21 protein-coding genes are annotated in these 18,164 nt (G+C 74.4%); 10 read left to right on the forward strand and 11 right to left on the reverse strand.

Annotated features, from left to right (window positions below; translation table 11 throughout):
- Positions 1-280: 280 nt before the first annotated feature.
- The 4 genes from Aru02nite_RS36435 to Aru02nite_RS04335 all read right to left on the reverse strand — a co-directional run bounded on the left by Aru02nite_RS36435 (position 281) and on the right by Aru02nite_RS04335 (position 3,723).
- A complete protein-coding gene (locus tag Aru02nite_RS36435) occupies positions 281-676 on the reverse strand; it encodes an NUDIX hydrolase (protein ID WP_239076397.1) in 396 nt (131 codons plus the stop codon).
- 394 nt (positions 677-1,070) lie between these two features.
- Positions 1,071-1,289, reverse strand: coding sequence for a hypothetical protein (locus Aru02nite_RS04325; RefSeq protein WP_203655050.1), 219 nt, complete (start codon positions 1,287-1,289; stop codon positions 1,071-1,073).
- 276 nt (positions 1,290-1,565) lie between these two features.
- Positions 1,566-2,474, reverse strand: coding sequence for an aminoglycoside phosphotransferase family protein (locus tag Aru02nite_RS04330; RefSeq protein ID WP_203655051.1), 909 nt, complete (start codon positions 2,472-2,474; stop codon positions 1,566-1,568).
- A 28-nt stretch (positions 2,475-2,502) separates the two neighbouring features.
- Entirely contained in the window at positions 2,503-3,723 is a 1,221-nt protein-coding gene (locus Aru02nite_RS04335; RefSeq protein ID WP_203655052.1) for a GNAT family N-acetyltransferase, read from the reverse strand.
- 74 nt (positions 3,724-3,797) lie between these two features.
- On the opposite strand from Aru02nite_RS04335, the gene Aru02nite_RS04340 reads away from it, so the two are divergent.
- Entirely contained in the window at positions 3,798-4,748 is a 951-nt protein-coding gene (locus Aru02nite_RS04340) for an ATP-binding protein (RefSeq protein WP_203655053.1), read from the forward strand.
- The gene (locus Aru02nite_RS04345; protein ID WP_203655054.1) at positions 4,655-6,520 is read left to right on the forward strand and encodes a helix-turn-helix transcriptional regulator; all 1,866 of its coding nucleotides are present in this window, start codon (positions 4,655-4,657) and stop codon (positions 6,518-6,520) included. The genes Aru02nite_RS04340 and Aru02nite_RS04345 overlap by 94 nt, the downstream gene beginning before the upstream one ends.
- On the opposite strand, the gene Aru02nite_RS04350 is transcribed toward Aru02nite_RS04345, so the two are convergent.
- Entirely contained in the window at positions 6,517-6,903 is a 387-nt protein-coding gene (locus Aru02nite_RS04350) for a VOC family protein (protein ID WP_203655056.1), read from the reverse strand. The two genes, Aru02nite_RS04345 and Aru02nite_RS04350, sit on opposite strands and share 4 nt — an antisense overlap.
- Entirely contained in the window at positions 6,888-7,196 is a 309-nt protein-coding gene (locus Aru02nite_RS04355) for an ArsR/SmtB family transcription factor (RefSeq protein ID WP_203655057.1), read from the reverse strand. Before Aru02nite_RS04355 ends, Aru02nite_RS04350 begins: the two co-directional genes overlap by 16 nt.
- A 228-nt stretch (positions 7,197-7,424) precedes the next feature.
- On the opposite strand from Aru02nite_RS04355, the gene Aru02nite_RS04360 reads away from it, so the two are divergent.
- Complete coding sequence (locus tag Aru02nite_RS04360; protein ID WP_203655058.1) at positions 7,425-8,579, forward strand: serine hydrolase domain-containing protein; 1,155 nt, start codon at positions 7,425-7,427, stop codon at positions 8,577-8,579.
- 42 nt (positions 8,580-8,621) lie between these two features.
- Here the strand turns inward: Aru02nite_RS04360 and Aru02nite_RS04365 are convergent, their stop codons facing one another.
- Positions 8,622-8,930, reverse strand: a complete 309-nt coding sequence (locus Aru02nite_RS04365; protein ID WP_203655060.1) for a hypothetical protein — start codon at positions 8,928-8,930, stop codon at positions 8,622-8,624.
- A gap of 176 nt (positions 8,931-9,106) precedes the next feature.
- Entirely contained in the window at positions 9,107-9,634 is a 528-nt protein-coding gene (locus Aru02nite_RS04370) for an SRPBCC family protein (protein WP_203655062.1), read from the reverse strand.
- 110 nt (positions 9,635-9,744) lie between these two features.
- Between Aru02nite_RS04370 and Aru02nite_RS04375 the strand changes: the two genes are divergently transcribed.
- Together Aru02nite_RS04375 and Aru02nite_RS04380 are read left to right on the forward strand one after the other, a co-directional pair.
- Positions 9,745-10,308 carry an ArsR/SmtB family transcription factor gene (locus Aru02nite_RS04375; RefSeq protein WP_203655064.1) on the forward strand — a complete coding sequence of 188 codons (564 nt, stop codon included), beginning with the start codon at positions 9,745-9,747 and terminating at the stop codon, positions 10,306-10,308.
- Between the two features lie 127 nt (positions 10,309-10,435).
- On the forward strand, positions 10,436-11,854 hold the full coding sequence (locus Aru02nite_RS04380) for an alpha/beta hydrolase family protein (protein WP_203655066.1): 1,419 nt from the start codon (positions 10,436-10,438) through the stop codon (positions 11,852-11,854).
- A gap of 3 nt (positions 11,855-11,857) precedes the next feature.
- Here Aru02nite_RS04380 and Aru02nite_RS04385 read toward each other — a convergent pair whose 3' ends face one another.
- Positions 11,858-13,117 (reverse strand): erythromycin esterase family protein, encoded by a 1,260-nt coding sequence (locus Aru02nite_RS04385; RefSeq protein ID WP_203655068.1) that lies wholly within the window; start codon positions 13,115-13,117, stop codon positions 11,858-11,860.
- Between the two features lie 205 nt (positions 13,118-13,322).
- The gene (locus Aru02nite_RS04390) at positions 13,323-13,967 is read right to left on the reverse strand and encodes a CatB-related O-acetyltransferase (protein ID WP_203655070.1); all 645 of its coding nucleotides are present in this window, start codon (positions 13,965-13,967) and stop codon (positions 13,323-13,325) included.
- A 215-nt stretch (positions 13,968-14,182) separates the two neighbouring features.
- Here Aru02nite_RS04390 and Aru02nite_RS04395 point away from each other — a divergent pair, with 215 nt between their 5' ends.
- Positions 14,183-14,755 carry a TetR/AcrR family transcriptional regulator gene (locus Aru02nite_RS04395; RefSeq protein WP_203655356.1) on the forward strand — a complete coding sequence of 191 codons (573 nt, stop codon included), beginning with the start codon at positions 14,183-14,185 and terminating at the stop codon, positions 14,753-14,755.
- Positions 14,756-15,181: 426 nt separating this feature from the next.
- Here Aru02nite_RS04395 and Aru02nite_RS04400 read toward each other — a convergent pair whose 3' ends face one another.
- On the reverse strand, positions 15,182-15,697 hold the full coding sequence (locus Aru02nite_RS04400; RefSeq protein WP_239076398.1) for a GNAT family N-acetyltransferase: 516 nt from the start codon (positions 15,695-15,697) through the stop codon (positions 15,182-15,184).
- A gap of 179 nt (positions 15,698-15,876) precedes the next feature.
- On the opposite strand from Aru02nite_RS04400, the gene Aru02nite_RS04405 reads away from it, so the two are divergent.
- From Aru02nite_RS04405 to Aru02nite_RS04420, 4 genes are read left to right on the forward strand one after another with little or no spacing between them, the layout of a single operon-like run.
- Positions 15,877-16,374, forward strand: a complete 498-nt coding sequence (locus Aru02nite_RS04405; protein ID WP_203655072.1) for a VOC family protein — start codon at positions 15,877-15,879, stop codon at positions 16,372-16,374.
- Positions 16,371-16,712, forward strand: a complete 342-nt coding sequence (locus Aru02nite_RS04410) for a YciI family protein (RefSeq protein ID WP_203655074.1) — start codon at positions 16,371-16,373, stop codon at positions 16,710-16,712. The genes Aru02nite_RS04405 and Aru02nite_RS04410 overlap by 4 nt, the downstream gene beginning before the upstream one ends.
- Before the next feature lies 1 nt (position 16,713).
- Positions 16,714-17,910: an RNA polymerase sigma factor gene (locus tag Aru02nite_RS04415; protein WP_239076399.1), complete on the forward strand. Its 1,197-nt coding sequence runs from the start codon at positions 16,714-16,716 to the stop codon at positions 17,908-17,910.
- A 49-nt stretch (positions 17,911-17,959) separates the two neighbouring features.
- On the forward strand, positions 17,960-18,106 hold the full coding sequence (locus tag Aru02nite_RS04420) for a hypothetical protein (RefSeq protein WP_203655076.1): 147 nt from the start codon (positions 17,960-17,962) through the stop codon (positions 18,104-18,106).
- The last annotated feature ends 58 nt before the right edge of the window (positions 18,107-18,164 follow it).

Below are 18,164 nucleotides of genomic sequence, written 5' to 3' on the forward strand. Positions count from 1 at the left end.
TCTGCCGCAAGGCTTGGGCGGACCCACGTTCCCCAGGCCGGCGGTCACTTCGTTGCGCCGCAGGGATCGGAGCGTAACCCGAGGAGCGGATTCCCCTGCCCCGCAACGATCCGAGCAGGCTCCCGTCGCCTCCGCCGAGACCGCTGTGGCGCTCGGGTCCGGCCCCCGTGCGGAGCGGATTCGTTGCCCGCACAGCGGCTCCTGCACCGCAGAGATCGGCAGTCCCGTTGCGGCACAAGGATCTCGGCGGGTTGCGAGCGCGCGACCGGTGCTGCCGTTGTCAGGTACTGAGGAGGGGCAGGAGGTGGCGGCGGGTGAGCGGGGCGACGTCGAGGCCGGCGGTGTCGCGCGGGTCGACCCACCGGGCCTCGGCGATCTCGGCGCTCGGTACGGGTGCGTCCCGGCCGACCACCAACTGGTACACGTGGGCGTGCACGCGGTGGCCGGGTTCGTTTGCGGCATCCTCGTCGTACACGCCGATCTCGGTGTAGTCGGCGCGGGCGGTGGTGAGGCGCAGCTCCTCGTACAGTTCGCGGCGGAGCGCGTCGAGCGGTTCCTCACCGGGCTCGATCTTGCCGCCGGGCTGCATGAACGCCGACGTGCCCCGCTTGCGTACGAGCAGGCAGGAGCCGCGGTCGTCGGTGGTGAGCGCCGCGGCGATGTGGATGACGGGCACGTCGGTCCCTCCGGTGTACTGGTGTGGCTCCGACGATACGTGCGGCGCGTCCGCCAGTGTGGGCGCGCCGGGCCGGCGACGCGTCGAGTACGCGGCACCGGGGCCGCGGCACGTGCGGACAGCGCGGCGTTCGTCACCGACCCACGCGCATCTCAACGGCACATCCCGCGGAGTGGACCACCAGCACGCCGGCCGGACGGGGAGCGGCGTTCGTGACCGGCCGACAGCGCATCTCGCGGACTGGGCCACCGCATCGCAGCACGCCGCCGGGAGCGGCGCGGCATCGGTGTTGCCGCGGCACGTCCAGGCATCGCGGCGTTCGGGACCGGACGACGGCGCACCTCGCGGAGGGGGCCACCGCCGCCAGCGCGCCGGCCGGGCGGGGCGCGGCATCTCACGGATCGGGGCTGCCGAACGTCTTCGGGAGGGGGCGGTTCCGGCCGTGCCCGTCGCCGCCCGACGAGTGTGAGGACACGATGCCGCCGTACCTTGCGTCCGCCGCCGGAACCGTCGCCACGATGCTGTTCGTGGCGGGCACCCTGCCGATGCTGTACAAGGCCGCCCGTACCAGGGATCTGGCGTCGTACAGCGGGGCGAACCTGGTCGTCGCCACGGTCGGCAACGTGCTCCAGGCGGTGTACCTGAGCACGTTGCCGGCGGGGCCGGTGTGGGCGCTGCACGCGTTCAACACCGGTGCGACCGGGCTGATGCTCGTCTGGTGGCTCCGGCACCGCGCCCGCGACCGCCGCGCCCGCGACCACCGCACCCGGCACAGCGTCCACGTCCTCCGTAGCCAGGACCGGGACCGCCGCGACCACGACCTCCGTAGCCGGGACGGGGACCGCCGTGGCCGGGACCGTGGCCGGTGCCGGCGCACGGGAGGCGGTGGTCAGCGGGACGTGCGGTGGTCGGTGAGTACCTCGGCGATGATGCGGCGGTTGACGGCGACCTCGGCCGGGTCGGTGTCGAGGCGGTCGGCCATCACGAGCGCGGCCTTCCACAGCGCCCAGCCGCGGGCGCGCGCCCACGTACCGGGGTCGGCGGCGACGGTGTCCCGGAACGCCTGGCGGCTGGCGCCGGCGAACATGCCCCAGGCGATGACCAGGTCGCAGGCCGGGTCGCCGACGCCGGAGGTGCCGAAGTCGAGTACGGCGGTGAGCTCGCCGCCGGACACCAGCAGGTTGCCGGGCGCGACGTCACCGTGGAACCACACCGGATCCCCGTCGTACTCCGACGCCAGCGCCGTGTCCCACACCTCGGTGGCGAGCGCGGTGTCGACGTGCCCGGCGAGTGTCGCGAGCGAGCGCCGCGTCTCGTCGTCGTAGTACGCCAGGGAGGCGCCGCGGTGGAAGCTGTGGTCGCCGGCGAGCGGGCCGCCGGTGGCGTCGCAGCGGTGCAGTGCGACGACGAACCCGCCCACCGAGCGCGCGAAGCGGGGCAGGTCGGCGATCCGTTCGGGAGGGGCGGTCTCGCCGGGCAGCCAACCCCGCACCGACCACGGGTACGGGTAGCCGGCGCCGGGCGCGCCGCGCGCCAGGACCGGCGGTACGGCGACGGGCAGGTGCGGCGCGAGTCGCGGCAGCCACTCGTGTTCCTTGTCCACGGCGGGGACGTACCCGGCGGCGGTGGGCAGCCGTACGGTCATCGTGTCGCCGAGCCGGTAGGTGCGGTTGTCCCAGCCGTCCACCGGTACCGGCGTCACGGGGAGGTCGGCCCACTGCGGGAACTGCGCGCGGAGCAGGCGCCGGACCAGGTCGGCGGTGATGCCGGCGCGGCCGTCGGGTGCCGTGGTCGTCATGTCGTTGCTCTCCAAGGGGTTTCGTGGCTCAGAAGGCCGGGAACGCCGCGCCCGACGGATGGTACGGCTCGCGTCCGCCCCGGAACGCGGCCGAGGCCACGGCCACCGCGCCGCGGCGCAGTTCGTCGACCCGGCCGGCGGCGGCGAGGGTGTCCAGCGTCGTCCCGCCCAGGTACGCGGCGCCCAGTTCGGTGGCGGTCAGCCGGACGTCGGCGCGCGCGCCGGTGCGCTCGTACGTGACGGTGTCGCCGTCGGCGGTGAGCCGGTGCCGCCCGGCGTTCCACGGGCAGAACGGATCCTCGACCTCCAGTACGACGTCGAGCGGGGTGGCGTAGCGGCGGGCGGTGAGGGCGCGGCCGGCGTCGACCAGGCGCACCCAGAGGTTGTCGACGACGGTGGTGCGCACCGCGCGCGGGTCGACGAGCAGGTGCGGCAGCGGCTCGTCCACCGCCGCGTCGTACGTGAGCCTGGTGTGCGCGTCCAGGTCGGCGAGGAACCGCCAGAGCGTCGCGTACGACCGGCGGGTGGTGGCGACCAGCTCGACCACCTCGACGGTGTCCTGCCGCGACCGGTAGAGCACGTACCCGGCGGGCGTGCCGTCGGGCTCGCGGTGGACGGCGAAGCGCAGCGCGGTCGCGCCGGCGCGGACGTGCTCGGCGTCGTACAGCCGGGCGGTCCAGAACCGTTCGGTGCGGTCGACCCAGCCGACCCCGTGCCGGCGGACCGCGTCGTACACCTTCTCCAGTACGGGACGGGCCTGCTCGGCGTCGACCAGCCGTACGGTCCCGTCGCCGACCTCGACGTCCGGCCGTACGGCCAGCAGCCGCTTGTCCGCGTCGAGCCGCGCGAGATGGCTCGCCACGCCGTACCCGAAGCGGCCGTAGATGGTGGCCTCGGCGGCGTTCAGGGCGGCGACGGCCTCCCCGCCCGTTTCGTACAGACCGGTGAACTCGCGGCGCATCATCGCGGTGAGCAGGCCGCGGCGACGGTGCGTGGGCAGGACCGCGACGAGCGTGACGCCGGCGACCGGGGTGACCCCGCCCGGAACCGTCAGGGACCGCCCGTAGACCGACATCCCGCCCACCAGTTCGGGCCCGTCGTACGCGGCGGTGGTCCGGGCCGGGTCGATCGACGTCCGCACGCTGCGGAGCGCGCCCTCGCGCCAGTCCTGCCCGTACGTGACGGTGATCATGCGGGCCCACGTCTCGATCTCGTCGGCGGCGATGGCGCGGATGTGGGGTGCTGTCATGCGTCGAGCGTCGCCGCCTGAACAGCGACCGCGCATCGTGCGATCCCGGTATTTAGAGGTCCTATGCTGGCGCGATGGCAACGGATCGGGTGGTCAGCCCGGTGTTCGTCGGCCGCGGCGCGGCGCTCGCGGCCCTGTCGGCGGCGCTCGGCACCGCTGTCGCGGACGGTCCCGCCGTGGCGCTCGTCGCCGGCGAGGCCGGGATCGGCAAGTCCCGGCTGCTCGCCGAGTTCGCCCGGACCACACCGACCCGGGTACTCCGCGGCACCTGCACCGAACTCGGCGGCGACGGCCTGGCGTACGCGCCGTTCGTCGCGGTGGTACGGCAGCTGGTCCGGGACGACACCGTGCCGCCCGGCCGGTACCGGGAGCTGGGGCGGTGGTTCCCGGAGCTGGGCGAGCCGACGGGCGACGGCGGCCGGCACCGCCTGTACGAGGAGGTGCTGGACCTGCTCGAACGGTCCGCCGGGCCCGGTCCGCTGGTCGTCGCGGTCGAGGACCTGCACTGGGCGGACGCCGCCACCCGCGAACTGTTCGGCTTCCTCGCGCGCAACCTGACCCGGCCGGGCGTGCTGCTGCTCGCCACGTACCGGCCGGGGGTGGCGGAGACCGGGCCGCTGCTGGCCGAGCTGACCCGGGGCCCGCGTACCACGACGGTGCGGCTGGACCGGCTCACCGAGGCCGAGGTCGGCGACCAGCTCGCCGCGATCCTCGGCGCAAAGCCCGATCCCGCCGCGGTACGCCGGGTGCACGCGCGCAGCGACGGCAACCCGCTGTACGTGGAGGCGCTGGCGCGGCGGGCGAACGTACCCCGGACAGCCTGCGCGACCTGCTGCTGTACGGTCCGCGCGCGCTGCCGGAACCGGCCCGCGCGCTGCTCGCGGCGGCGTCGGTCGCGGGCGGTCCGGTCGACCACCGGCTGCTCGCCGCGGTGGCCGACGCCGACGACGCGCTGCTGCGGCTGCTCGTCGACCGCAGCCTGCTGGTCACCGCCGGCGACGGGTACGACTTCCGGCACGCGCTGATCCGCCAGGCCGTGTACGAGGATCTGCTGCCCGGCGAGCGGACCCGGCTGCACGCCCGGTACGCCGAGGCCCTGCGCGACGCCGACTCCCCCGCCGATCTCGCCCTGCACGCCGCCGCCGCGGGCGACCACGACCAAACCCTGACCGCCGCGTACGAGGCGGCGCGGCGCGCGTACCGGTCGTACGCGTACGCGGAGCAGTTGCACCTGCTCGACCGGGTACTCGACGCCTGGGACCGGGTACCGGACGCGGCTGCCCGGCTCGGCGCCGACCGGGTCGACGTGCTGACCGCGGCGGCCGAGGCGTGCATGCTGACCGGCGAGTACGCCCGCGGCGTGGACGTGGCCACCGCCGGCCTCACCGCCGTCGAGGAGCGGACCGACCCGGAGCGGGCCGCGCTGCTGCTGGAACATCGCGGCCGGCTCACCATCCGGCTCAACGGCACCGGAATCCCCGACTTCGAACGCGCCCTCGCGCTGCTGCCCGACGACCCCGACCGGGTGCAGCGCGGCCGGCTGCTCGGGATGACCGCGATGGGCCGGCTGCCCGTCGCGGCCCCCACCGCGGCCGAGTTCACCGAGGCGCTGCGGATCGGCCGGGCCACCGGCGACCCGACCGTCACCGTACGGGGGCTGCTCGGGGTCGGCGCCCGGACCGGCGACCTGACCCTGCTCGCCGAGGCACGTACCCTCGCGGAACGGCTCGACAGCCCCGATCTGCTGCTCACCGTCCCGATGTACGAGGCGACCGTGCACACCCGCGCGGGCGACCAGGACCGCAGCGCGCGGGCCGCCCTCGACGGCGTACGCCGGGCGCGGCGGCTCGGGCTCGCCCGCAGCCGCGGCGCCGAACTCGCCCGGTACGCCGGACGCAGCCTGATCCTCGCCGGCCGCTGGGACGAGGCCGCCGCCGTCGTGACGGAGGCGCTCGGCGAGGACCCGCCGCCGGTGGCCCGCCAGTCGCTCCAGATCCTCGCCGGCCAGCTCGCCCTGCTGCGCGGCGACCTCGCCGCGGCGGCGCGCGCGGCGGCCGCCGTCGAACACGTCGAGACCCGCTCCAGCGTGAGCCTGTTCCCCCGGCACGAACTGTGCTGCCTGCTCGCCGTCGCCCAGGGCGACCCCGAACGCGCCGACCGGTACCTGGGGCGCGCGCTCGCCGATCCGGCCCTGCGCGAGAACCACGGCACCGACAGCCGGCCGCTGCTGGTCGCCGGCGCACTCGTCCAGCGCGTTCGGGCGGAGACCGCGCCGGACGACCGGATCGCCGAGCGCCGGGCCGAACTCGCCGCCGCCGACGCCGCGCTCGACGTCGACGGCCCGCTCGACCGGGCGCTGCACGAGACCCTGCGCGCGACGCTCGACGACGGCTGGGACGCCGCCGCGACCACCTGGTACGAGCTGGCCCAGCCGTACGAGCGGGCCCGCTGCCTCTACCACGCGGCCCGGGTGGCGCTCGCCGCCGGTGACCGCACGGGCGGTGCCGACCGGCTCCGTACCGCCGCCCGGCTCGCCGCGGACCTCGGCGCGACACCGCTCGGCCGCGCCATCTCCCGGCTCGGCCGCCCCGCGCCGGACGACCACGGCCTCACCGCCCGCGAACTCGACGTCCTCGCGCTCGTCGCCGAGGGCCACAGCAACCGGCAGATCGCCGACCGCCTCCACATCTCCCCCAGTACGGCCGGGGTGCACGTCTCGCACATCCTCACCAAGCTCGGCGCGACCACCCGTACCGAGGCCGCCGCGGTCGCCCACCGCGAGGGCCTCACCGCCTAGGCGTACTGGGTGAGTTGGATGAGGTTGCCGCAGGTGTCGTCGAGGACCGCGGTGACGACCGGACCCATCTCGACCGGGTCCTGGGTGAAGCGCACGCCGAGGCCGCGCAGCCGCTCGCACTCGGCACGGACGTCGTCGACGGCGAACGCGGCGACGGGGATGCCGTCCGCGACCAGCGCCGACCGGTACGGGTCGACGGCGGGGTGCTCGTCGGGCTCCAGCAGCAGTTCGGTGCCGTCCGGGTCGTCGGGCGAGACGACGGTGAGCCAGCGGTGCTGGCCGACCGGTACCTCGTGTTTCTTCACGAAGCCCAGCACCTCGGTGTAGAAGCGCAGGGCCTTGTCCTGGTCGTCGACGAAGACGCTCGTCAGGTTGATCCGCATGCCGTGCTCCCCGGTACGTCGGGCCTGAGCCACCGGTTCAGGATGCGCTCAAGCGGGGCGGTGTTCAGGTCGTGGAACTTGTAGCGGCCCTCGCGCCGGGTGCGGACGAGGTCGGCGGCTTCGAGGACGGCGAGGTGCTGGCTGACCGCCTGCCGGCTGAGGCCGAGACCGTGCCGGGTCGCCAGCCGGCCGCAGAGCTCGAACAGCGACTGACCGTCCCGCTCCGCCAGCTCGTCGAGGATACGCCGGCGGGTCGGGTCGGCCAGCGCCCGGAAGACGTCGTCGCCCACCACCCCACCATAGGCAAGTGAATGCTTGCATGACAAGTGGTAGCCACGATCGGTGGACCGCCGGCACGCCGCCGACCCGGGCGGCCGCCACCCGCGCGCCGGCACCGGCACGCTCGCATGCGCGTACCGGCAGGCGTGGCAAGGGAAACGCGGACGTCCACTGTGGACTTTCCGGAGCGGGGTTGCCGGCGGCGGTTAGGCTCGCGAATATCCACCTGGGGAGGACACACAGTGACGACACCGGAAGGCCAGGGACTCGTCCCGGCACAGCTCGCGGCCCTGGTACGCGCGGTCGAGCAGGACATCGACGCCGAGCGGTACGACGGGGCCGCGCTCGTCGTCACCCGCCACGGCGAGGTCGTACTCGACGAACGGATCGGCTTCGCCGAGCGGGCCACCGGCCGCCGGGTCGCCGCCGACGACGTGTGGTTCACGATGTCGCTGGCCAAGCACTTCACGAACGTCGCGGCGCTGCGCGCGGTGGAGTCCGGCCGGCTGGCGCTGACCACGCGGGTCGCCGAGGTGGTGCCGGAGTTCGCCGCCTGCGGCAAGGAGACCATCACGGTCGGCGACCTGATCGTGCACCGTGCCGGGCTGATGACGAGCTTCCCGCCGGTACCACCGGAGAAGATCGCGGACATCGGTGCGGTGACCGCGGCCGTCGCGGCGCTGCCGCCGGAGTCCACGCCGCACCGTACGGTCAACTACAGCATGGTCGCGGCGCACTCGGTGCTGGCCGAGGTGCTGCGCCGGGTCGACGGCGGGCACCGGCCGTACCGGCAGATCCTCGCGGAGGACGTGTTCGCGCCGCTCGGCATGCACGACACGGCGCTGGGCCTGCGGCCGGACCTCGCCGACCGGCGGGTACCGGTGGTGGCGCGCGACCGGTCGCCGGGGCTGTTCGATCCGGCCGCGCTGGAAGGGCTCGCCGCGACGCTGACCGAGGAGACCGAGATCCCGGCCGGCGGCTGCCTCTCCACGGCGCACGACCTCGTGCGGTTCGCGGAGGCGATGCGGCGCGGCGGCACCCTCGACGGGCAGCGGATCGTCAGCCCGGCCAGCCTCCGGGTGGCGACCACGATCCAGACCGGCGACGAACCCAACCAACTCTTCGTGTACGCCAAGGGTCTGCGCGGCTGGCCGGACTTCCCGGCGCACCTGGGCATGGGGTTCTGGGTGCGGGGCACGGGGATCTACCCGATGCCGTTCGGCACGCTGGCGTCGCCGCGCACGTTCGGCGGGCTGGGCGCCGGGTCGACGATGTTCTGGGTGGACCCGGACAGCGACGTCACGTTCACGTTCCTGTCCGCGGGCCTGATGGAGGAGAGCCGGTCGTACGAGCGGCTGCAGCGACTGTCCGACATGGTGCACGCCGCCGTCCAGTGACGTACGAGGGCCGGGTTCGCTTGGTGGACAAGCGGATCCGGCTCAGGTACGGCTGCCGGGGCCGACCCGGTCGGCGAGCCAGTCGGTCAGTTCGCGGACCAGCGCGGGCAGGTCGGTGGCGGTGGTGAGCCGCGGCTCCCGGCGGGCCGGGTCGCGCCGCTCCACCTCGTAGGTGCCGTCGGCGAGCAGCGACACCGAGGCGTACCAGTCGCGTCCGGCGGCGGGCGTGAGCGTGACGAACGTGTTGTGCTCGCGGTCGAGCGCGGCGAGCAACGCCAGCAGGGCCTCCGCGGACGGATCCGCGACGTGGTCGCCGTTCTCGCTGTCGGCGTCGTACCGGTCGGCAGCCATCGCGTCCGCCCCTCGTGCGCTGCGCTGTGGTTTCGAGCATCGCACGTCCGTGGCCGGGATCGGTCGACCGCCACACGACACCGGGAAGTACGGCAGGTTTCCCGAACCCGACGACGGTCGCCGGTGTCGCGGATCGGGCCGTTTCGGCCGCGGAGCCCCGGCATCCGGACCGCGGGTCAGTGCCGCGCGAGCGCCGCGATGCCGTCGAGGGTGGTCGCCATGGCGGCGCGGAGATCGGCGAGCCGGGTGGCGACGATCTGTTCCGCGCGGTCCGGCCAGCGGTCGATCGCCAGGTCGACGCCGCTGCGCGCGGGCCCGAGTACGACGGACTGGTGGAGCCGGGTGCCGCCGTCCTCGGGCGCCAGCTCGTACCGCCAGGTCGCCATCGGGCGCGCCGGGTCCGACGTGGGCGCGCCGTACCGGCCGTCGGCGTCGGTGACGGCCCAGGCGAAGACGCGCGGTTCGACCAGCTCCACCACGTACGAGACGGTGCGCCACTCGCCGAGCACGTCGTTGCGGTTGAAGCCCTCGAACCGGGCGTACGGCGCGGCCCGGTCGGCGCCGTCGAGCCACGCGACGCGGTACAGCTCCGGGCTGAGCCGGGCGGGCAGCGCGATGTCGGTGACCAGCTCCCACACCCGCGACACGGGCGCCGCGACGTGCACGGCGCACGACGTACCCGGACTTTCGACTCGATCGACCACGCGCCGATCATGCCCGTCCCGCCGGGCCGCGGCAACGGAGATCGTCGGCACACCCGCGGAGTTGCAAAGGTAGGTTGCAAAGACCCTTTGCAACTCGGTACGGTGAGCGCGTGACCGAGCAGCCGCCCGCCGAGGAGATCACCGACGCCGCCGCCCTGCGCCTGCTCGCGCACCCGATCCGCCGCCGGATCGAGGCGTGCCTGCGCGACGGCCCGGCCAACTCGGCGCAGGTCGCCCGCCAGCTCGGCGAGAGCACCGGACTGGTCAGCTACCACCTGCGCCAGATGGCCCGGCACGGCTTCATCGAGGAGGTGCCCGAGCTGGCCAAGGGCCGGGAACGGTGGTGGCGCCCGGTTCCCGGCGACCGCCGCATCCCGCCGTACAGCCGGCAGGACGCGGCGATGCGGGCGGCCAGCGCGCAGCTCGCCCGGCAACACCTCGCCGAGCTGATCGAGCAGTACGAGAGGTTCGAGGCGGGGGCGGCGGACCTCGGCGAGTGGGCGGACGCGTTCGTGTTCTCCCGCGCCACGATCCACCTCGAACTGCCCCGCATGAAGGAGTTCTTCGAGGAGTACATCGCCCTGCTCTACCGGTACTCGGAGCCGGCGGACTCGCCCGGCACCCGGGCGGTCGCGCTGCGGCTGTTCGGTTTCCCGCAGCCGCCGGACGACTGATCCACCGCCGCCGCACGGGGCCGGGCCGTCGAGTTGCAGCTCGACGGCCCGGCGGCGGAGGCCCGCACCACCACGCCCGCGGGCGTGTCCTCACGCGTACGACCCTCCACGCAAAGGAGAGCACACCGTGCTGTTCGGATTCAAACGGCTGGCCGCCGCCGTGGCGCTGGCCGTACCGCTGGCCGTGTTGGCACCCGTCCCGGGCGCTAGCGCGGCGCCGACCATGGACCGCGCGGTCACGTTCCGCGGCGCGGGCGGGCTGACGCTGCACGGCACGGTGGTCGCGCCGCGCGGCAGCCGTACGCCGACACCCGGGATCGTCCTGGTGGGCGGGTCCGGGCCCGGTCCGCGGGCCGAGTACCGGGCGGAGGCGGCGGCGTTCGCGCGCGCCGGCATCACCACCCTCGTGTACGACAAGCGCACCGCCGGGTACTCGACGCTGCACCGCGACTTCGGGCTGCTCGCGGACGACGCGGCGGCGGGGGTGGCGGCGCTGCGTCGGGTGCCGGGTGTCGACCCGGACCGGGTGGGGTTGTGGGGGTTCAGCGAGGGCGGCTGGGTGGCCCCGCTCGCCGCCGTACGCAGCGGGCACGTCGCGTTCCTGGTGACGCTCGGCGCGCCGGGACTGTCGCCACTGCGTACGCAGACGTGGTATCTGACGAACCTGTTGCGGCACAACGGAATCAGCGGTTCGCTGGTCGGCGCGGTCGCCGGTCCGGGGGCCCGACTCGTCGGCGGCGCGGGCCTGTTCCCCGAGGCGTCGTACGATCCGGTGCCGGTGCTCGCCCGGCTGCGGATGCCGGTGCTGGCGCTGTGGGGCGACCACGACGTGCAGGTGCCGCCCGCCGAGAGCGCCCGGATCCTGCGCCGCGCGCTGGCCGCCGACCCGTCCGTCACCATCCGGTTCGTGGCCGGCGCCGCGCACAACGGGCGGCGCACCGGCGACGGCTTCGACCGCCTCGGCGGCCCGACGGTCGCCGGCCACCCGACCGGCACGCTCGCCCCCGGGTACGTGCCGGCGATGACGAGCTGGGTGCACCGGGTCGTCGCCGGCCACCCGCCGGTCTCCAGCGCGCAACGGTTCCCGGCGCAGGCCGCGGCGAGCCGATCCCCCGGCCACCACCGGTACGACGACGCGCCGGTGCAGGTCGCGCTGATCGCCGTCCTCGTCGTGGCGTTCGCCGGGAGCCTGGTCGCGGGGCTGGCGCTGCGCCGCCGCCCGCTGCCCGTACCGGCGCGGCGGCTGTCGCGGTGGCTGGCCGGCTGCGGGCTCGCCACCGTGCTCGGCACCCTCGCGTTCGTCCTGTCCGTGTACGTGACCGGCGGGGCGGCCGCGGCACCCGCCGTCGCGGGCCGGGCCGTACCGTGGCTGGCGCTTCAGGTACTGGCGCTGGCCACCGCGGCACTGACCGCGAGCACTGCGGTGGTGATCGTACGCGGACGTGCCACAGTGCTTGGCGCGCAACGGATCCGCCTCACCGTGCTCGTCGCGGCCGGCGTACTGGTCGCGGTCTGGTCGGCGCGCTGGGGGCTGCTCACGCCCTGACCGTCAGGCGATCACCGTCGAGGTCGGGACCGCGACGACGCCGTCGAACGCGGCGCGCACCGGCGTGTGCACGTACGCGCCCTGGATGCGGATGCGGTCGGGGCCGGCGAGATCCGCCGGCACCGCCCGCAGATCGGCGTACGCGGGGCCGAGGCCGGCGTCGGCGAACGCGGCCTCCACGCTGCCCGGCTCGGGCGGCGCGAGCGGCGTGTCCTCGACGGTGAAGCCGAACGGCACCGCCTCGTCCCGCCGCATCTCCGCCGTCCGCCCACCGGTACTCGTCAGGGCGAGGCTGTGGTAGCCGTCGCCGAGCGCGCGCCGCAGGTACCGGCCCATCGGCAGCCCGGTGAGGCGCCCGCCGAACGAGATCGGTTCCTGCTGGATGTGCGCGTTGTGCGCGGCGAGCACGATCCGCGCGTCGGGGCCGAGCCGGTTCAGGTGCCACAGCACCGATCCCGCCATGTACGCGTCGCGCGCCGAGGTGTCGGCGGTCAGCCCGCCACCGGCGAACAGCTCCGCCATCGCGCGGAACCCGTACTCGCCGTGCCGGGCGCCCGCCAGCCGCCGTACGGCCACGTCGTAGCTGTCCTGGTCGCTGCGCTCGACGTACAACGGCTCCATGGCGCGGAAGCGGACGGCGAGCCGGGACAGTACCGCGGTGAGGGTGTCCTGTTCCGCGGCGGGCAACCGGGACCAGCGCGGTGCGGCCACCGCCGCCGACCCGCCAGCGAACGACCCGGCGATCCGCACTGCCTCCTCCAACGCCGGCACCACCTCCGGATCCACCAGCCGCAGGTACCGGGCGAGCGGGGTCAGCGCGGGCAGCAGCGAACCGCCGGCCGCGGGCACGTCGATCCCGGCGAACCCGACCGGCCGCGCCGCATCCCTGTTGTACGAACGGATCCAGCGCAGCGGCGCGTCGACACCGACCGGGATCGTACCGGCCAGGTGCGCGGCGAGGTCGTTGTCCGCGCCCTCCCCGCGCGCCCAGTCGTCGAGCGGGAACCCCTCGCTGAAGCCGTACTCGAACGCCAGCGCGGTGAAGCCGCAGCGTTCGACCAGGTACCGCAGGATCCGTTGGCGCAGCAGCGAGAACTCCTCGATGAAGTGCGAGTTCTCGCCGAGCGCGACGACCCGGGCGGTACCGGTCGCGGCGCCCAACGGCGCCAGGTCGTCCAGCGGCGCCGCGGGGTCGAGGTGGTCGAGCGGCACGGCGTGACCGCGCAGCCAGCCGGCGAACGGGTCGGTGGGCGCGAGAGGCATGCTGTCGTGTCCGTTTCTTCGGTACGGGGATGGGCGGTGCGGAGCGGACCGTCCACGGTGGACTGTCCTCGGTGGACTGCGTCGGGGACCGTCCTGGTGGACCGTGTCCGAATTGGACCGTCCACGATGGACGGTCCTGGATGGACGGTCCGTGGATGGACTGTGCTGGATGGACGGTCCTGGGTGGACGGTCCCGACGGAGTGATCAGGAGGCCGGCGCGGCGCGTTCCAGGTCGTCGACCGTGCCGGACATGACCGTGGCCAGGTGCCGGGTCAGGTGGTCGAGCGGCCAGTCCCACCAGGCGACGGCGAGCAGCCGCGCGACGTCCGCGTCGTCGTACCGGCGGCGGATCAGGCGCGCGGGGTTGCCGCCGACGATGCCGTAGTCGGGCACGTCGTCCACGACGACCGAGCCGGACGCGACGATCGCACCGTGCCCGATGCGTACGCCCGGCATGACCATCGCCCCGTAGCCGAGCCAGACGTCGTTGCCGACCACCGTGTCGCCGCGGCCGGGCAGCCCCGCGATCAGGTCGACGTGCTCCGACCACGACCCACCCATGATCGGGAACGGGAACGTCGACGGACCGTCCATCCGGTGGTTCGCGCCGTTCATCACGAACCGGACGCCCGTGCCGAACGCGCAGTACTTGCCGATCACGAGGCGTTCCGGCCCGTAGTGGTAGAGCACGTTGCGGGTCTCGAACGCGGTCGGGTCGTCGGGGTCGTCGTAGTAGGAGAAGTCGCCGACCTCGATCAGCGGCGAGGTGACCAGCGGCTTCAGCAGGACCACCCGCGGCTGCCCCGGCACCGGGTGCAGCACGGTCGGGTCGGCGGGAACGAGCGGCATGGCGGTGGGGCCTTCCTGGTCCGGTGCACGGGACGCGACCCGGACCAGGGGCGACGCCATTAGTGCGACAACTGCTGCATTAAGATGGTGACACGACTCCCCCCGCCGAGCAACCGGACTCGCCTGTGACGACCTCCTCACCTGCACCATCACCCGACGACACCCCGCCCGGGCCGCGCCGGCGCCCCGGCGGCCGTACCGCCCGGATCCGTGCCCTGGTCCTCGACGCCGTCCGCGCCGAACTCGGCGAGCACGGGTACGACGGGCTCACCGTCGACGCCGTCGCCGCCCGCGCCGGCGTACACCGGGCCACGGTGTACCGGCGGTGGACCGACGTGGGCGGCCTGCTCGCCGACGTACTCGACGCGGCCGGTGCCGACGACTGGCAGCCGCCGGACACCGGCTCGCTGGTGGGCGACCTGGCCGCGCTGAACCACGAGATCCAGGACTCGCTGCTCGCCGAACCGCCGGTCGTCGCCGCGCTGATCGCCGCCTCGTTCCGCTCCACCAAGGCGAACGAGGCGCAGCAGCGGCTCTGGGACGACCGGTACGCCCGCTGCGAGGTCGTCGTCGAGCGGGCCGTCGCCCGGGGCGAGCTGCCGCCGGACACGCAGGCGCGGCGGCTGCTGGTCGCCGCGACCGCGCCGCTCTACCACCACCTGGTGATCCTGCGTACGCCGACGGACCCGGACCTGCCCGACCACGCCGCCCGTACGGCCGCGCTCGCCGCGTACGCCGGCGCGTTCGCCACCCGGCCCCCGGAACCCCGCCCGCCGTCGACCCCCTGACCGTCCGACACCCGAGCCCGGAAACCCGTACCGGGCAAGGAAAGGCATGTCCTCCGAGCAGACGCCCTTGCCGGTCCACGCCTCCTTGCCGGGGTCGCGCAAGTCCCGATAGTCCGACGAGGAACGCCGGCCGGCAACGTCCGGTCGGGCCTTGAATCCCTTGCCGCTTCGTGTACGCCAGCGGATCCTCGACGCGGCTCCAACACCGCGCCACCTTCGTCAACGCCGGACTGGAGCAGGTCCTCGGCCAGCTGCCGGTCCCCCGTCACCAGGTACGCGAACCGGGTCAGCGCGGTCGAGCTGACCGCCACGAACTCGGTGAACCCCGCGGGCTCCGTCACACGCCCACCTCCCTCGACACCCTGTAGAGCGCGGCCGGCCCCGGAAAGGTTGGCACTCCGGCGAACGGGTTCGCGCGCGGTCGGGTCACGGCACGGGTGCGAGGTCGCGGCGCCAGCGGACCTCGCCGTCGTGCGACTCGGCGGTGGGGGTGAGGCCGGCGGCGGAGGCGACGGCGGCGGAGGCCCGGTTGTCGGGGTGGATGTGCGCGATGACCGCCCGTACGCCGCGGCCGGCGAGCCAGTCGACGAGTCCGCGGGCGGCCTCGGTGGCGATGCCCCGACCCTGCCACGGCGTACCGATCACCCAGGCGATCTCGGCGACGCCGTCCGGCCCGACCGTGGCCTGCACCGTACCGGTCAGGCATGATTCGGCGCGGAGCCGGACGACCCAGTTCAGCCAGGTGACGGCCGGGTCGGGCGAGCCGGCGGTCTGCCGCTCGTACCGGGCGCGCAACGCCGCCACGGACTCCGGCGCGCCCCCGAGGTACGTGTGCAGCGCCGGGTCGGAGAGCACGGTCGCCATCTCCGCGGCGTACCCGGCGTGCAGGGGGAGCAGATCGAGCCGCGTCGTGCCGATCGTCTCGGCCACGATCCGGTCCACGCCACCGCCTCCCACTGCCCGGTCGGCGGCCGGCGCCGCCTGTCCACCACGATCCCCCGCCGTGCGCGGGCGTACGCGGGCGGCCCCACTGATCGAGGGATTGGTCGCGGCGGTTGTCGGATCGTGGGCCGCGCCGGTCGTCTGTCTGGTAGGAGCAACAACGGAAGCGAGGGATTCCGATGGCGACAAAGAAGGCACCAGACCCCATACCGACCACGTACCGGCGGGTCACGCCCTGCCTGGTGGTGAACGACGCGGGCAAGGCGCTGGAGTTCTACGGCGAGGTGTTCGGCGCGACCGTACGGCTGCGGTTCCCGGGGCCGGACGGCAGCATCGCGCACGCCGAGATGGAGATCGGCGACGCGGTGGTGATCGTGGAGGACGCCAGCCCCTTCCTCGGTACGCAGGCGCCGCCGCCCGGTGGCCTGCCCGGCACCCCGGTGTTCCAGTACGTGTACGTCGCGGACGTGGACGCCGTCGTGGCGCGCGCCGCCGAGCTCGGCGCGACCGTACGACGGCCGCCGCAGGACCAGTTCTACGGCGCGCGCGACGCGTTCATCCTGGACCCGTACGGGCAGGCGTGGACGGTCGCGTCGCACATCGAGGACGTCAGTAGCGAGGAGGCGACCCGCCGGATGACGGCCATGGCCGCGCGGACCACCGAGGAGGACCAGTGAAGTACGTGCTGTTGTTCGTGGAGACCGAGGAGTTCGAGGCCGAGCTGGCGGCGCTGGAGGGACCGGACCGGCAGGCCGCGTACGCGAAGGTGCAGCAGTGGTTCGACGACCACCGCGAGGTGATCACCCACCACACCAAGCTGCTGGCCGGCGACACCGCCACCACGATGCGGCTGGACCGCGACGAGCCGCTGGTGTCCGACGGCCCGTTCGTGGAGGGCAAGGAGATCGTCAGCGGGTACGCCGAGATCGACGTCGCCGACCTGGACGAGGCGCTGCGCGTCGCCCGGTCCTGGCCGGCCTGCCCGGTCGTCGAGATCCGGCCGGCGATGGACTGACGTGACCCTGCCGACGCACGCCGAGCTGACCCGGGTGGTCCGCGACCACGCGGGCCGGCTCGCCGCGTCCCTGGTACCGCTGGTCGGCGACTTCAGCGCCGCCGAGGACCTGGTACAGGACGCGGTGGAGGCGGCGCTGACGCACTGGCCGGTCGAGGGCATCCCGGACCGCCCGGACGCCTGGCTGTACACGGTGGCGCGGCGGCGCGGCCTCGACCAGCTGCGCCGCCAGCACCGGTACCGGGACAAGCTGGCGCTGCTGGAGTCGCCGGCCGAGCCGCGGGCCGACGACCGGCTGAAGCTGATCTTCACGTGCTGCCACCCGGCGCTGCCGCGCGCCGCCCAGGTGGCGCTCACCCTACGGGTCGTGTGCGGGCTGACCACCGCGCAGCTCGCCAAGGCGTTCCTCGTACCGGAGGCCACGATCGGGCAGCGCATCACGCGGGCGAAGCGGAAGATCCGCGCGGCGCGCATCCCGTACCGGATCCCGTCGCCGGACGAGCTGGGCGACCGCACCGCCGAGGTACTCGCCGTGGTGTACCTGCTGTTCAACGAGGGGTACCTGTCGAGCGACGGGGCGCGCACCACGTCCCGGGACCTCACCGACGACGCCGAGTTCCTGGCCGCGCTGCTGCACCGGCTGATGCCGACCGAGCCGGAACCGGCCGGGCTGCTCGCGCTGATCCGGCTGCACCGCGCCCGCGCCACCGAACGCTTCGACGACAACGACGAGATCGTCCAGTTGCAGCGGCAGGACCGGTCGCGCTGGGACCACGACCTCATCGCCGAGTCCGGCCGGCTGCTCGCGCGCGCGGCGGCGCAGCGCCGACCCGGCCCGTACCAGGTGCAGGCGGCGATCCTGGCCTGCCACGCGGAGGCGCCGCGCTGGGAGGACACCGACTGGACGCAGATCCTCGTCCTGTACGACATGCTGCTGTACCTGGCCCCGTCACCCGTCACCCGGCTGCACCGCGCCGTCGCCCTCGGGTACGTGATCGGCCCGGTCGCGGCGCTCGCCGAGGTCGACGCGCTCGCCGCGGACCTCGACGGCTACCACCTGTACCACGCCACCCGGGCGCACCTGCTGCGCCAGCTCGGCGACCCGGCGGGTGCCCGCGCCGCGGACGAACGCGCGCTCGCGCGTACCGACAACCCGGCGGAACGTTCGCTGTTGCGGCACCGGATCGACTGGACCTGACCCACGGGGTGGCGCCGCCCTGCGACGCTCGGGGGTGAAGGAGGTACGCATGGGCATACGGGGATGGTGGCAACGGGTGTGGCGCCGCCTGCGCAGTACCGGCGACGGCACGACGACCGTGCGCGAGGCACAGCGGAGCAACCGCGAGCAGCTCACCAAGTACGACACGCGTCACCGCGGCGGCAGCCGCCTCTGACGTACGTGCAGGTACTCATCCGCCGGGGTGCCGGCCAGCCGTGTCCGAGCAGCGCGGC

It is taken from the genome of Actinocatenispora rupis (assembly GCF_016861975.1).
Lineage (GTDB): Bacteria > Actinomycetota > Actinomycetes > Mycobacteriales > Micromonosporaceae > Actinocatenispora > Actinocatenispora rupis.

Excerpts from the sequence above, each read along its gene's own strand:
- Aru02nite_RS04330 (WP_203655051.1), bottom strand. The coding sequence starts at position 2,474 with ATGACGACCACGGCACCCGACGGCCGCGCCGGCATCACCGCCGACCTG.
- Aru02nite_RS04335 (WP_203655052.1), bottom strand. The coding sequence starts at position 3,723 with ATGACAGCACCCCACATCCGCGCCATCGCCGCCGACGAGATCGAGACG.
- Aru02nite_RS04340 (WP_203655053.1), top strand. The coding sequence starts at position 3,798 with ATGGCAACGGATCGGGTGGTCAGCCCGGTGTTCGTCGGCCGCGGCGCG.
- Aru02nite_RS04350 (WP_203655056.1), bottom strand. The coding sequence starts at position 6,903 with ATGCGGATCAACCTGACGAGCGTCTTCGTCGACGACCAGGACAAGGCC.
- Aru02nite_RS04365 (WP_203655060.1), bottom strand. The coding sequence starts at position 8,930 with ATGGCTGCCGACCGGTACGACGCCGACAGCGAGAACGGCGACCACGTC.
- Aru02nite_RS04385 (WP_203655068.1), bottom strand. The coding sequence starts at position 13,117 with ATGCCTCTCGCGCCCACCGACCCGTTCGCCGGCTGGCTGCGCGGTCAC.
- Aru02nite_RS04390 (WP_203655070.1), bottom strand. The coding sequence starts at position 13,967 with ATGCCGCTCGTTCCCGCCGACCCGACCGTGCTGCACCCGGTGCCGGGG.
- Aru02nite_RS04405 (WP_203655072.1), top strand. The coding sequence starts at position 15,877 with ATGGCGACAAAGAAGGCACCAGACCCCATACCGACCACGTACCGGCGG.
- Aru02nite_RS04420 (WP_203655076.1), top strand. The coding sequence starts at position 17,960 with ATGGGCATACGGGGATGGTGGCAACGGGTGTGGCGCCGCCTGCGCAGT.